This window comes from Streptomyces stoeckheimensis (genome assembly GCF_045822005.1).
Lineage (GTDB): Bacteria > Actinomycetota > Actinomycetes > Streptomycetales > Streptomycetaceae > Streptomyces > Streptomyces stoeckheimensis.
On sequence record NZ_CP169550.1, the window covers coordinates 8999072 to 9011268 of the forward strand.

The window sequence follows — 12197 nt, forward strand, 5'->3', positions numbered from 1 at the left end:
GCAGTTCAGCAGGGCGGTGCGGTCGTGGAGTGTCGAAGCCACAGCTTGTGCAGGACGGCGACGGGACTGACGACCGGACCGGGTGGCCCGCAGTCATCAGGGGCCGCCATGAAGCAGTACCGCAGTTGACGCAGGTGGCAGTACCCGCAAGTGCAGTACGCAGTACCAGTAGTGCAGGCAGTACCCAGCAGTGAAGTTCAGTTGGAGTGGTACCTCGGTGAAGGCGTCGGCTGCGGGCGCGCGTACCGGGAAGTTCGGCAGTGGGGTTCCAAGCCAGAGCAGACGCACGATGGGCAACGGGGCTGGCTGCCGGAGCGCGGCGCTAGAACAGGCCGCTGAGCAGTTCGCATCACCAGCAGTACCCGTGTCACCAGCAGTACCAGTAGGTGTAGTACCGCAGTGAGAGCAGTACCCGGCAGTGAAGTGATCCCAGAGGGAAGAACGGAGGAGCCGAGCACCATCAGGATCGCCCGGACGGACAGTGGAGTCCGGGTACCGCAGGACATCGATAGTGAGGTGGTCTCCGGTCAAGCAATCGCGATCCCCGCAGCCCCGACAGCATTCCGGTCGGGCAGGCGGACACAGAAGGCCGGCGCACGATCAGGGCCGGCAGATGGTGTAGTAGTTCCTTCGGGGCCCTGGCGCTTATAGGCGCCAGGGCCCCTCCACGCGTTTCCACAGAGAGGCACACATGACAGCAGAGAATCCGACCGGCCCCCTCGGCGGCCACCTGGACGACGACGACTTCCCTGCCTACACCATGGGCCGGGCCGCCGAGATGCTCGGCACCACCCAGGGCTTCCTCCGCGCCATCGGCGAAGCCCGCCTCATCACCCCGCTCCGCTCCGCAGGCGGCCACCGCCGCTACTCCCGCTACCAACTGCGTGTCGCCGCCCGCGCGCGGGAGCTCGTGGACCAGGGCACCCCGATCGAATCCGCGTGCCGGATCGTGATCCTGGAAGACCAGCTCGAGGAAGCCCAGCGCATCAACGCCGAATACAGGCGTGCCGCAGAAGCGACCGACCGCTGACCGCCTCCACAGGCTGCTGACTCCTGTGCTTGCCCGCTGGCGTCGGCGGGCAGGCGACGGGCAAAGGTCACGGCAGGTCGGATCTGCTTGAGAAGAGAACGCCGAGCCGCCTCCGCCCCGCCAGCCGCACCGCCCCACTGCGCCCGAACGCGAGGCGTTCCCGGGCGCCCGTTGACCCCAGGGCCTGGCCGTGCCCCGCGGGGCCTGGACTCCGGTGACCGGAGCGCACCGTGGCGTAGCCCAAGGGCTGCTGCCCGAGCGCAGGCCCAGGACGGGATGCGTCGGTGAGGGTGCGCGCACCATGACGGTGGCATCACACAACCAGCGGGCGTGGCATCGAGGGCCGCTCGACGATGACCAAACAGCGGCTCAAGAACGCCCGCGGCCACTGACCGCGGACGGGCCGGCCCGTAGTTGCGCGTGACTCGCACGCGCAGCGACGGTGGGTTGTAGGGCCTTCGGAGTCCGTCCCACTCGATGAGGACTGGCCCGTGGTCGGCTCCCGGCTCTGCTACACCGTGCGGCTCGGGCCCTGGTCGGCCCAGGGGGTGACGGCCGTGCGCCATCTGAAGCCCGGTACGGCGGAGCTGGATCTGGAGGCGTCATTCAAGCCGGGCGGAACGGCGCGCATCTTCCTTCAGCTGCGGCCGTGGGGTGAGGAAACCCTGGTCGTCCGCGACGAGTACCCCCTGCGCGGACTGGGCGGAACCCTGCACCACCCGCTGAGCGAAGCCGCCCTCCGGATCCGCCACCGGGAATGCTCGCCCGTCTGGCCGCAGTCGTGGAGGAAACACCAAAACTCGCCACACCGATACGACACTGAACCGAAAACCGGGCTGCGCATCTTCCCGCCTGCGCCAATAAGAAACAGGTAAGTATTGTGCGCATGTTCGGGGGGTGGTCGGGCAGATGGCTGCTCGGAGGTTGATAACTATGGTTCCCCTGCTTCTCGTTCTTCTGCTGGTTCTGATTCTCGCCGGTGCGGGTTTCGCGATCAAAATACTTTGGTGGGTCGCGATCGCGGTCCTCGTGCTGTGGCTGATTGGATTCGTCGCCCGGCCCAAGGGTGGCAGCGGCCGGTGGTATCGCTGGTAGCTTCCTCACGTAATCCCAGTTCAGAGACAGTGTGGCGGTGGCCTGTCCTCCCCCGAGTGGGGGAGGACAGGCCACCGCCATGTGGTCACGTCCGGGCTCCAGCTCTCCGATACCGGGTGAAAACGGATATCGGGGGTAATGGGCAGAGTGCCGGGATGGTCGCCGTGGCGCAGCAGGGGACCTGCTCACCTCCAGCGATCGACGGCCGCCCCGGTCCCGGATGTAAATCTAGGTGTGTACGGGCAAAAATGCGGGGCAGGCGGAAGGTTCGGACGGAATGAGAGTTCCGTCGTGAACGCGGTAAGGGAAAGGGGGAGTTGCCGGGGGATTAATTCCCCTCAGTCTCCCGTTGACCGGAGGAGTTGTTTTCCGCATGACTGAAAATTTTTGGGGTTACCGGGAGACCGCTGGCCGTCTGGGCGGGTCGGATCTGACGGGGTACAAGGTCGAGGCGAGCGACGGTTCCATCGGCAAGGTCGACAAGCACTCGGATGAAGTCGGCTCCTCGTACATCGTGGTCGACACCGGCCCGTGGATCTTCGGCAAGGAAGTCCTGCTGCCCGCGGGCACGATCAGCCGGATCGACGCCAACGACGAGAAGATCTACGTCGACCGGACGAAGGAGCAGATCAAGAACGCTCCCGAGTTCGACAAGGACAAGCACCTCGATGACGCGGACTATCACCGCCAGGTCGGCGGCTACTACGACGGACCGCACCGCCTGTAACACGCCCGGCCTCACTGATCACCACGTTGGCCTGCTGTGTTGTCCTCTTTGGTCCGTTCCGGTGCCGGATCACCCGGGCCGGGCCCGCCTTGGTGCCGGGCGGCACCTGGGATGTCCGGACCGCCGGCGAGGAACGACGGACGCCTGTGGGTGCGCTATCCGGCGCTGCGGGTGCCGGGCGGGTCCTGGGGTTCCACGCGGGTGGAGGCGGAGGTCCTGCTCGGACGACCGGGCGTCCGGAGCTGCTGGGCCATTGCCCAGAGCAAGGCGGAGGGCGATGTCCGAGCCTCCTGCTGACCGCCGCGATCGTGCTGATCATCATCGGCGCGACCGTCGACGGCATGCTGCACCTGATCTCCGTCGGCGTACTGCTCCTCATCGCCGACGTCCTCTACCTCGCCGTGAGATCGGTACTGCGCAGCCGACGCCCGGCCCACTGACCCGCCACCCGCCACCCGCCACCCGCGTCCCCCGGCCCCGGCGTTGCGCAGCGCCTGGGCCGGCGCGTGACAGAGCCCGGCCGTCTGATGGTGGGCCCGGCCGGGCTCTGCGTGTGTGGGGTGGGCTGCTCAGACGTCGTCCTCGCGGGGGCCGCGCTCGTCGCGGAGCAGGTCTTCCTCTCGGCGGCGTTCCATCTCGTCGGGGTTCTTGCCGCGGGAGGGGGTGCCGGGCTCCGGGTGGACGGGGTCCTGGCCGGGGCGCCGCATGCGCTTCTGCTCTTCGCGGCCCTTGCCCGGTTCCTGGCGCTTGTCCTTCATACCGCCCATGACGGTGACTCCTTGATGCGTGGGGTGAGGGGTTCCCCCTTCCCCACATTCACACAGAGCGTCACAACGTGCAATATTTTGATTACCCTGAGTGGTTGAGGTGGTGCGTGGCTCGGTGTGGATGCGTCGGAATGCGGGGCGGGGCCTGAGTGCCGAGGATGGGCGGATCCCCGTCCGCCACCGTCAGGAGCTGATTCCCATGCTGGAGCGCTTGCTGCGCAAGGACCGTACCGAGGTCACCTTCGTCCTTCCCGCCGATGCCCCGCCGGGGCCGGTCAGTGTGGTCGGCGACTTCAACGACTGGCGGCCCGGCGTCCACACCCTGCGCCCTCGCGAGGACGGCAAGCGGGCCGTCACGGTCGAGCTGCCAGCGATGAACACGCACTCCTTCCGGTATTTGGCGGCCGGTGACTACTGGTTCAACGATGAGAGCGCCGTAGGCCAGGACGGCCCCAACAGCCGCCTGCACACCTGATCGGCCCAACCTGCGTACAGCTCAGGCAGGCCATGGTCTGGCGACCGGCCGAGACGCTGGTTGAGGTGTCCGCGACGGTGATGGTGGCCGGGAGGCTCGCCTCCGCGTCGGGTGAGGTCCTCTCCAGGGGCGGACGTTCCCCTACGGCCACCGTGCCCGCAGCCGCGGCCCCCGACAGCCGGCCCGATCCAAAGTCGCCTTGCCCGCGCACTGGCAACAGACCGTACCGGCCAGAGGACCTGGACGCGCCTGGGACCCCTAGGGGTCCGTGACTCCCACCGGTCAAGATCGTTGGCGGGGCAGTAGGCGTCCCCGGGGAGGCGGACCGAACTTCCCTGCGGCGGCCACTTCCTCGCCCTCGAGCAACCTGACCTCCTCGTGGCCGACCTCCGCGAAGCCCTGCACCCCTACCGCTAGAAACCGCGGGGACACCCCACCCTGAACCGCATCGAGGACAGCAGTGGAAGCGTGCAGGCCGCCACCTCTCCGGGGTGCACCTGTGGCTGTGACACCGCGGGGTTCGGTGGTCGCTGTGCTTGCTCGCCGAGTGCCGTCCAGTCCAGACGATGTTCCGGGCCGATCCAGCCGCACGAGCAGACCGCGCGCCTTCTCGGTGGTCACCCGTGGATCCCGCAAGACGTGACCACCACCTGGCCGGCCCGATGCTGCGGCCTCTATTTCGTCAGGGTGCCGGCCTGTACTGACCGCAGCCGCTCAAGCGCCATGCGGGCCTTGTTGACCACTTCGGTCTCGTCCTTCTCCTTCGACGCCGTGGCCGAGTCGTAGATGTCGTAGGCGAAACGTACGAGAGCGTTCCCCGACCTGATCACATAGACCAGAGTCCCCGACGTGGAGGTGCCGTAGATGCGAGCGGCGCTCTCGTCTCCGGCTTTCGGGAGGTCAAGAGCGGCGCTGCTCTCCGGACTCTCCTCCTGACCGAAGCCTGCGACGATCTTGGGCAGGGCAGCTGAAGCCGCTGCCTTGGACGGGCAGGCGTACACACCGAAGTACGCGAGCCTGAGGACGTGGTCAGGCTCGTCATGGCCGCTCACCTCGTACTCGGCTTGGTCTGCGCGGCAGCCGTCTTGCAGGTCCACGACACCGTGGTGGGCAAAATAGGACCAGATCTGGTCCCGAGGCAGGGTGTCCGGAGGCGGCAACGCCAGCGTGGTTTCCGTAGCGGTGAGCTGATGCTCACTGGGCTTGCCACGGCCCGGGACGGGAACCGTCTGGCCGCCAGCAGACCCACCTTGGGGAGAGTCTTTCTGGATCAGCAGCTGGCGGGTGCCGTAGAGGGCCAGGACCACGACCGCGACGACCAAGAGCACGACGACTGCGGCCAGTACGCGGCCGCCGGCCGTGTTGTTGACGGTCAGGGGGCCCAACGAAAAGTTGCCACGGGCACGGCTGTTGGTGATGACCATGCTGCCTTGGTGGGATTCTAAGCGCATAGTGAGCTGGCGGCGCAGCTCCGGATCGGCGGCGATCTCCTCGGTGAGGACGGCCTGCGCCTCGGCTTGCGCGGCGGCATCATCAGCGTCTGCCTCCAGGGCCGTCAGCGCTGCCTGTCCCCGCGGGCTCACGGCCATTCGTGTGCGGACCAGCGTGGAGAGAGCGGCGTTCCCACCGTCCACTGCAGCAGTTGCCGTGCCAGTTGCCAAGGTTGCCAGAAAACTTCTGACGACCATAGCTGCAAGCTCCGAACTCTCCATCTATTCCCCCCTGTTGTGTGCTTCGAGGGACATCATGGAGAGTTCGGCGGCGTTTCTGAACCCTGAATTCAGTCGCACTCCCAGCGTGAGGACGGCAGACTCACTCGGCGAGCCGAGGGCCTCATTCTCAGGTGGGGCTAAGTTGGCACGCCCAGGAACCTGCGGGCCTGCCGTACCCGAACGTACAGCCCGGCCAGGGTGGGGGCTCAGCAGTGCGGGCTCCACCGTCCGAAGCGGGCCAGCAGCTTGCGTGCCGCGTGCTCGTCGAGCCCGAGGTGGCTGGCGGCCTGCGCGGTGTCGAGGTCACTGGCCGTGTTGCGGGCCGCCCAGTACCCGACCCGCTCGGCGACCACCTCGAGGCGGCGGGCCGCCCGCACGCCCGCGTGATCGATCCTTCCCCTATACGGGAAGCGCGCCGGTAGGAAAGGACAGCGGGGCGGTGAGCCTCAGGCGCCTCCGAGCCGGGTACAGCGCGCTCGCCGCCAGGGCACCGACTCCTGAAGGGGCTACGCACTGCGGCCTTCGTGCGCGTGAGCACCGCGACGACGAAGGTGTCCTCGTCGGGTACGAGGTCGCGCTGCCCGGGCCCGCGCTGCCGAGGCGAGCATCCGGTCTGGCTCTCCGGCAGCACCTTCTCCTCCGATTTGTTGCTGCCGTGCCTCCGCAAGCACTTCGACATGCCGCTCGGCGAGGACGGCTGGGCGCGCGCGGAGGTCCGGATCAAGAAGGCGGCTGCCTTGTTGGGCCGTGGCGGGCAGGCGGAAGGAGCCAGGTGCGTGGCCGCGCTCGGCGACCCCCTGATCGCCGCCCCACGCTCCCGCCCTTTTACGCGAGCGGCTCCAGGCGCCGGCGGAGGAGGAGGCGGCGGAGGAGGAGGAGGCCTTCGAACAGGTTGGCCGCGCACCGGGCGACCGCTCGCCGACCGCGCTGCGGGTGAGGGTCTCTCCGGCGGCGGCCCGTGCCCGGTAGCTCCGGTGCCGCCGGGCCTTAGCATGCGGGCCCGGTCCGGGCTTGTAGCGGGCACAGCGCACGCGACACGAAGACGAGGGGACCGACGGGCTCAGGTCACGTAGGAACGGGCTCAGGCCACGCCCATTCCCCGTGCTCAGACCGTCTGGTAGTAGCCGGTCAGGTCGACGATCAGGTCGATGCCCGACCAGCCCTGGTTCCAGAAGTCGACGATGCCGCCCTTGCCGCCGGGCGTCTGCACCAAGTTCGGGACGGTGCCGCCGGACGTCCAGTTCAGGGCCGAGGACACGGGCCGCTTCGGTGCGACGGCCGTGCCGTTCTCGTAGTCGGACCAGAAGTTCGGGTCCGGGGCCACCGACAGGAAGCCGTCGCCGGTCGTGTTCGTGACCGTGGTGTTCACGGCCCAGGCGTCGACCTCGGGGGTGTGCGTGTCGCCTTCGAACTGCATCACCTCGGGCTTTCGGGCCGGCACCTGCCCGGCCGGGCGCAGGCCCCAGCTGTAGTTCACGCGCGTGTCCAGGGTCCGCAAGGGCACCCAGGCGGACACGAAGGCGGAGCGGCTCGCCGGGGTGTAGTACCCGACGACGTCCAGGACCACGTCGGCCGGGTTCCAGCCGCCGTTGCGGATGTTGATCTTCCCGTCGGCGCCGATCGGCACGATGACCGCATTGGCGACGGTCTGGCCGGCGGTGAAGTTCAGGTTGGAGGTGGCCGGGGCCGCCTTCCCGGCCGGGTAGGCGGTCAGGTGCCCGGCCGAGCGCGGGTTGGTGACGGTCAGGTTGAGCGCGACCGCGGTCGCGTCTTACGGATTCGAATACGTGGGCGCTGAGCACACGGAAGCGCGAAGGCTCCGCCCGGTCTGACGATCGGGCGGGACCTTTGGTTGTACGGATACGGCTGCCGCTACTTGGACTCGTAGTACCCGAAGCGGTCGACGAGGAGTTCGACAGCCTGATGGAGTCTGCGGCGCAGGTGCGGGTCATGCCGCTGTGGGAGGGGCCCCGCGCCCGGCCGGGGCGGGGACCGGCCCCGTCGCCAGGGAGTACGTACGGATGGAGGCACACAAGGCACGCGGCATCGCCGCCATCCACGGGGCCGGTGCCACGCCGGCCAAGGGCATCGACACGATTGAGACGGCTCTGCACCGGGCGTAGACCTGCGGGGTGAACCTGCACTGCATGTGCGGCTAGCCGACGAGCGCGACGTGAGGTGAGTCCTCACGTCCACCTCAGGGCGTGAGCGGTACGGAGATCGGCGTCGGTCGGCAGGGTGCCGCTATGCGCTGGTTGGACAGTCCGTCGCTTCGGCATCGAGTCGCTCGGACCACCACCGTGCGGAATCGATTCGCCTCGTATCAAGGATCCTGGCACTCTGCCCCTCATGCATGCAGACCCCATCGACCAGGCGCGACGTCTCGTCCGCAGTCGCTTTCCCGATGCGCTCTCCGTGGTCCTCGCAGGCTCCACCGCTAGCGGACGCGCCACTGCCAGCAGTGACCTGGACATTGCGGTGCTCATCGAGGACGGCGGCGTGACCTGCCGGGAAACGATTCGGTTCGAGGATCGTGTCGTTGAGCTCTTCGTCCACACGCGTACCGGTCTCTTGGAGCTCTTCGCTGCAGACGTCGCCGCACGGCGGGCGGTCCTTCAGAGCATGTATGCCTCCGGTCTCGTTCTGGTCGATGCTCATGGCGAGGCCGGGCGCGCTCGCGACCTGGCCGAAGCGGACCTTCGTCAAGGTCCGCCGGCACTGGAACAGGAGACCGTCGATACAAAACGCTACGGTCTGACGGACGCCCTGGACGACCTCACTGACGCGAGTGATCCCATCGAGCGTCTGGCCGTGGCCGGGTACGTGGTCAATGCTGCCGCCGATCTGCTCTGCGATCACCATCACGCGTGGATCGGCGGCGGGAAGTGGTTGCCCCGCCGCCTGTTGGAAGCCGACCCACAGCGCGGAGCCGCCCTTCTCGAAGCACACCACCGCTTGTGCGGGTCAGGCGACCCCGCAGCACTGATCAGCGCAGCGACGAAGGTACTCGCCCTCGTCGGCGGCCCTCTCCGCGAGGGATACCGCAGGACCTGGCACGGCACCATCGACTCGGTTGCTGCGGCGCGATGATCAGAGCGCCAGCGCCGTAACCGACAACGGACAGCTGACAACCCCGTCCATAATTTCTGTTCCGCCGTGAGGCCGCTCGCCAGGACGCCGGAGGGCCTGGGCGAGGTCGTTCACGACCGTGCAGGCGGCGTCGAACTGGACGAGCAGCGCGAACACCTGTTGGCCCAAGACCCTCTCTAAGAGAGTCGGATGGTGGGCCCATTCGGATCAGAAGATCTCCCGGAGCCGTTCGGTCTCGGCCTCGATTCCACGCTGGCGGCCAGCACGCCGGAGGGCTGCGGCGATCTGGGAACGGGGCAGGCGGGCAGCGTCGCTGGGGCAACGACCTCGGTTCCGACGTGACCCTTGTCGGGGTGACTTCACGAGGATCAACGGCGGCCGCATCTGCTCCCGTACCGGCCCCACCAGCAAGATCGCGATCCACGCAGCGGGAGCACTACAGTCCGCTCACGGCCCCGCGGGCCTTTGAGGGCGCTCGGCGTCGTCCCGCGAACCCCTCCGTCAAGGGGCGTGGAAATCCGTGGACGGACCCGCGGAAGATCACGTACGGTGTGGCTTCACGCCCTGAGATGGATGGAAGGAGGCGAGTGCCCTGCAGTGCACAACTTTCCCGCGCTCCCTTTTCCGCTCTCCCGGCGTAGTTCGTCAGTTCTGACTGGGAGCGCTCCAAGCAGCATGTATCCCGGAGGAATCCATGACCGATCTGGTCATCCGCGCGCTCTCCGCGAGCGACGCTCATCTCTTCGACGCACTCCCTGACCCCCTCGGCGCCCGTGAAGCCCATCGGCGTACCCAGTTCCGCCCCGACTGGAAGCGCGTCGCCCTGCGCGACGGCGAGGTCGTCGCGCGCGGCGCGTGGTGGGGCGGCCCCGACGACTCGGAGCCCGTCAACATCAACTGGTTCGACGTGGCCGAGGGCGAGGAGGAGGCAGGGGCCGAACTTCTGCGCTCCGCTCCCTGGCAGGTCGAACTCGAGATCAACCTGCCCGGCGCCTGGCGGGAAACGACCGACCTGCGCGCCAGCGCCGAGGCGCGCTTCGCCGCCGCACGAGCCGCAGGGTACGCCCTCCTGGTGGAGCGTTTCCAGTACCGCTGGACCCCGGAGCGAGGTCTGCCCGAGCGGCCCGGACGCCTGCGCTTCAGCGCCGAGCCCGACGACGCCGTGTTCTTCGACGCGTTGCGCCGCATCCACTCCGCCACCCTGGACGCCCACACGCTCAAGGCCATCGAGGAGGGCGGCCTCGACCAGGCCGCCCAGGAGGAACTCGACTTCTTCCACTGGTGCCCCTCCCCACGGGAGTGGTGGCAGGTCGCGTACACGCCGGAGGGCAACCTGGCCGGCATCCACATTCCGGCCCACAACCCGTCCGGCCCGACCATCGGCTTCATCGGGGTCGTCCCGGAACAGCGCGGTCGCGGCTACGCCTACGACCTCCTCGCAGAGTGCACCCACCTCCTCGTCGAGCAGGGCGCGGAGTTCGTCAGCGGAGCGACGGACCAGGCCAACTTCCCCATGGCCGCGAACTTCGCCAAGGCTGGCTTCCCCGTCATCCGTGAACGCATCAACTTCCACCCGGCGGGTCAAGCAGCCTAGCGAGGAGTAGCACGCGGTGAGCGGTCCGGTCCGAGGGCGGGTCCGGACCGCCTGCGGTGCCCGGCGGCATGCCGGCCGGCAGTGAACGTGCAGGATCTACGCTGTGGAGTGGCCCCCGTCTCGTCGTCAGTCGACACCGACGATGATCAACGGCGGCCCCGCCCGTTCCCTTGCAGGCCCCACCAGCAAGATCACGATTTACAGCTGGAGTACTAGGAGCTGTCCGGCCGATCATGTGACTGGCTCGCTCCTGACTCGTTGGTCGGGGTATGGGGCGGGATCAGCGTGGTGACTTGTCGGATGCCGAGTGGGAACGGCTCTGGCCGTTCCTGTCGGTGAGCAATGGCCGTTGTGGCCGATGGCGAGACCATCGGCAGGTAATCGACGGGATCCTGCACCGAGTGCGGACCGGTGTGCAGTGGCGCGACCTTCCCGAGCGGTTCGGGCCCTGGAAGACGGTCTACGAGCGCCACCGGCTGTGGTCCGCAGACGGCACCTGGGAACATCTGCTGCAGCAGATCCAAGCCGCAGCCGACGCCGCGGGTGACGTGGACTGGGACGTCTCGGTCGACTCGACGAGCGTGCGCGCTCATCAGCATGCCGCTGGCGCCCGCAACGACCCGCCACCTACCACGGCCGCACAAAGGGGGGCGACGCGGCGGAACACCTGGCCGAGCCTCCGTGGCAGAGCCTGGTCGGCCGACTGGCGGAGGGGGTGCAGCAGGTGAGGGACTGGGTCGCTCGCGAGGCGGCTTCACCAGCAAGATCCACCTGAGCGCCGACGGTCGCTGCCGCCCGCTGTCCCTGCTCATCACTGCTGGCCAGCGGAGTGACAGCCCGCAGTTCCGACCGGTGCTGGAAATAATCCGCGTTCCCCGTCTCGGGCCGGGCAGGCCCCGCAACACGCCGGACAGCATCGCCGCTGACAAGGCCTACAGCAACCGGCCGTGTCGGGAGTACCTGCGACGCCGGGGCATCCCGCACACGATCCCGGAGAAGGCCGACAGCCGGGCCGCCCGCCTGCGAAGAGGCGCACACGGCGGCCGGCCACCGGGATTCGACGAGGACCGCTACAAGAAGCGCAACACCGTCGAACGGGCCATCAACAGACTCAAGAACCACCGAGCAGTGGCCACCCGCTACGACAAGCGTGGCTACGTCTTCCTCGGCACCATCACGGCGGCGAGCCTCGTCATCTGGCTCCGCACATGACCGACCGGAGAGTTCCTAGGAACTCGCCTCAACCGGTGCGTTGTTGTGATCGACCATCAGCTGAGCCATCCGGTGCAACCGATGCCAGACGTGCACGCTGTCATGTTCAGCCAGCTCGGGAAGGACCCTCTCAATCTCGTCAGAGATGAACCTCACGGTCGCCATCCCCCGCTCGTGGAGGGAGCCGCCATTGGTGATCCACGTGTACGTGCAGCCCTCCATCCTGGTGTAAATCGACACTAGATCGACGCCCGCCACCTCAAGGCTGTTCCACCTGCCGTCCCACGGCTCATCCAGCAGGCATGCAACCACGGCTACAGGGTCTTCAGCAGCATCCATACCCACATTGTCGCGGGCCGCGCCGTCGGCGAGAAGCTGCGGCCGATCGCCGCTGCCTGAATCCGCACCCGGCGCAGACAGGAACCCGAGCACGAGGCAGTGCAATGATCGACCGGACAGCTCCTAGGCGCCTGCGGCGGCGATGAACAACCTCCA

The 12197-nt window shown here is 67.9% G+C and carries 14 protein-coding genes; 9 read left to right on the plus strand and 5 right to left on the minus strand.

The window, feature by feature from the left end:
• Positions 1–691 precede the first annotated feature (691 nt).
• The 5 genes from ACE1OC_RS40830 to ACE1OC_RS40850 all read left to right on the plus strand — a co-directional run bounded on the left by ACE1OC_RS40830 (position 692) and on the right by ACE1OC_RS40850 (position 3292).
• The gene (locus ACE1OC_RS40830; protein WP_351369895.1) at positions 692–1030 is read left to right on the plus strand and encodes a MerR family transcriptional regulator; all 339 of its coding nucleotides are present in this window, start codon (positions 692–694) and stop codon (positions 1028–1030) included.
• Between the two features lie 491 nt (positions 1031–1521).
• On the plus strand, positions 1522–1905 hold the full coding sequence (locus tag ACE1OC_RS40835) for a hypothetical protein (protein ID WP_407841327.1): 384 nt from the start codon (positions 1522–1524) through the stop codon (positions 1903–1905).
• A 34-nt stretch (positions 1906–1939) separates the two neighbouring features.
• The gene (locus ACE1OC_RS40840) at positions 1940–2125 is read left to right on the plus strand and encodes a hydrophobic protein (protein WP_407841843.1); all 186 of its coding nucleotides are present in this window, start codon (positions 1940–1942) and stop codon (positions 2123–2125) included.
• Between the two features lie 373 nt (positions 2126–2498).
• Positions 2499–2852, plus strand: a complete 354-nt coding sequence (locus ACE1OC_RS40845; RefSeq protein ID WP_407841328.1) for a PRC-barrel domain-containing protein — start codon at positions 2499–2501, stop codon at positions 2850–2852.
• Positions 2853–3160: 308 nt separating this feature from the next.
• Complete coding sequence (locus ACE1OC_RS40850; protein WP_407841329.1) at positions 3161–3292, plus strand: hypothetical protein; 132 nt, start codon at positions 3161–3163, stop codon at positions 3290–3292.
• 129 nt (positions 3293–3421) lie between these two features.
• Here ACE1OC_RS40850 and ACE1OC_RS40855 read toward each other — a convergent pair whose 3' ends face one another.
• Complete coding sequence (locus tag ACE1OC_RS40855; RefSeq protein WP_407841330.1) at positions 3422–3619, minus strand: hypothetical protein; 198 nt, start codon at positions 3617–3619, stop codon at positions 3422–3424.
• A gap of 199 nt (positions 3620–3818) precedes the next feature.
• On the opposite strand from ACE1OC_RS40855, the gene ACE1OC_RS40860 reads away from it, so the two are divergent.
• On the plus strand, positions 3819–4094 hold the full coding sequence (locus ACE1OC_RS40860) for an isoamylase early set domain-containing protein (protein ID WP_407841331.1): 276 nt from the start codon (positions 3819–3821) through the stop codon (positions 4092–4094).
• A gap of 674 nt (positions 4095–4768) precedes the next feature.
• Here the strand turns inward: ACE1OC_RS40860 and ACE1OC_RS40865 are convergent.
• The 3 genes from ACE1OC_RS40865 to ACE1OC_RS40875 form a co-directional block, all read right to left on the minus strand.
• Positions 4769–5806 (minus strand): hypothetical protein, encoded by a 1038-nt coding sequence (locus ACE1OC_RS40865; RefSeq protein ID WP_407841332.1) that lies wholly within the window; start codon positions 5804–5806, stop codon positions 4769–4771.
• Between the two features lie 206 nt (positions 5807–6012).
• Positions 6013–6183: a hypothetical protein gene (locus ACE1OC_RS40870; protein WP_407841333.1), complete on the minus strand. Its 171-nt coding sequence runs from the start codon at positions 6181–6183 to the stop codon at positions 6013–6015.
• A 728-nt stretch (positions 6184–6911) separates the two neighbouring features.
• Positions 6912–7433, minus strand: coding sequence for a hypothetical protein (locus tag ACE1OC_RS40875; protein ID WP_407841334.1), 522 nt, complete (start codon positions 7431–7433; stop codon positions 6912–6914).
• Positions 7434–8155: 722 nt separating this feature from the next.
• Between ACE1OC_RS40875 and ACE1OC_RS40880 the strand changes: the two genes are divergently transcribed.
• From ACE1OC_RS40880 to ACE1OC_RS40890, 3 genes are all read left to right on the plus strand, one after another.
• Positions 8156–8896 carry a nucleotidyltransferase domain-containing protein gene (locus ACE1OC_RS40880; RefSeq protein WP_407841335.1) on the plus strand — a complete coding sequence of 247 codons (741 nt, stop codon included), beginning with the start codon at positions 8156–8158 and terminating at the stop codon, positions 8894–8896.
• A 694-nt stretch (positions 8897–9590) separates the two neighbouring features.
• Positions 9591–10490: a GNAT family N-acetyltransferase gene (locus ACE1OC_RS40885; protein ID WP_407841336.1), complete on the plus strand. Its 900-nt coding sequence runs from the start codon at positions 9591–9593 to the stop codon at positions 10488–10490.
• 269 nt (positions 10491–10759) lie between these two features.
• Positions 10760–11702 (plus strand): IS5 family transposase gene (locus ACE1OC_RS40890; protein WP_407841337.1). Its coding sequence is split into 2 segments (ribosomal slippage): positions 10760–11155 and positions 11157–11702, totalling 942 coding nucleotides; the frame shifts between segments, so codons are not numbered across the junction.
• Between the two features lie 15 nt (positions 11703–11717).
• On the opposite strand, the gene ACE1OC_RS40895 is transcribed toward ACE1OC_RS40890, so the two are convergent.
• On the minus strand, positions 11718–12134 hold the full coding sequence (locus tag ACE1OC_RS40895) for a hypothetical protein (protein ID WP_407841338.1): 417 nt from the start codon (positions 12132–12134) through the stop codon (positions 11718–11720).
• Positions 12135–12197 lie beyond the last annotated feature (63 nt).

Coding starts and splice junctions, on each gene's coding strand:
- ACE1OC_RS40830 (WP_351369895.1), top strand. CDS start 692: ATGACAGCAGAGAATCCGACCGGCCCCCTCGGCGGCCACCTGGACGAC.
- ACE1OC_RS40840 (WP_407841843.1), top strand. CDS start 1,940: ATGGCTGCTCGGAGGTTGATAACTATGGTTCCCCTGCTTCTCGTTCTT.
- ACE1OC_RS40845 (WP_407841328.1), top strand. CDS start 2,499: ATGACTGAAAATTTTTGGGGTTACCGGGAGACCGCTGGCCGTCTGGGC.
- ACE1OC_RS40855 (WP_407841330.1), bottom strand. CDS start 3,619: ATGGGCGGTATGAAGGACAAGCGCCAGGAACCGGGCAAGGGCCGCGAA.
- ACE1OC_RS40860 (WP_407841331.1), top strand. CDS start 3,819: ATGCTGGAGCGCTTGCTGCGCAAGGACCGTACCGAGGTCACCTTCGTC.
- ACE1OC_RS40865 (WP_407841332.1), bottom strand. CDS start 5,806: ATGGAGAGTTCGGAGCTTGCAGCTATGGTCGTCAGAAGTTTTCTGGCA.
- ACE1OC_RS40880 (WP_407841335.1), top strand. CDS start 8,156: ATGCATGCAGACCCCATCGACCAGGCGCGACGTCTCGTCCGCAGTCGC.
- ACE1OC_RS40885 (WP_407841336.1), top strand. CDS start 9,591: ATGACCGATCTGGTCATCCGCGCGCTCTCCGCGAGCGACGCTCATCTC.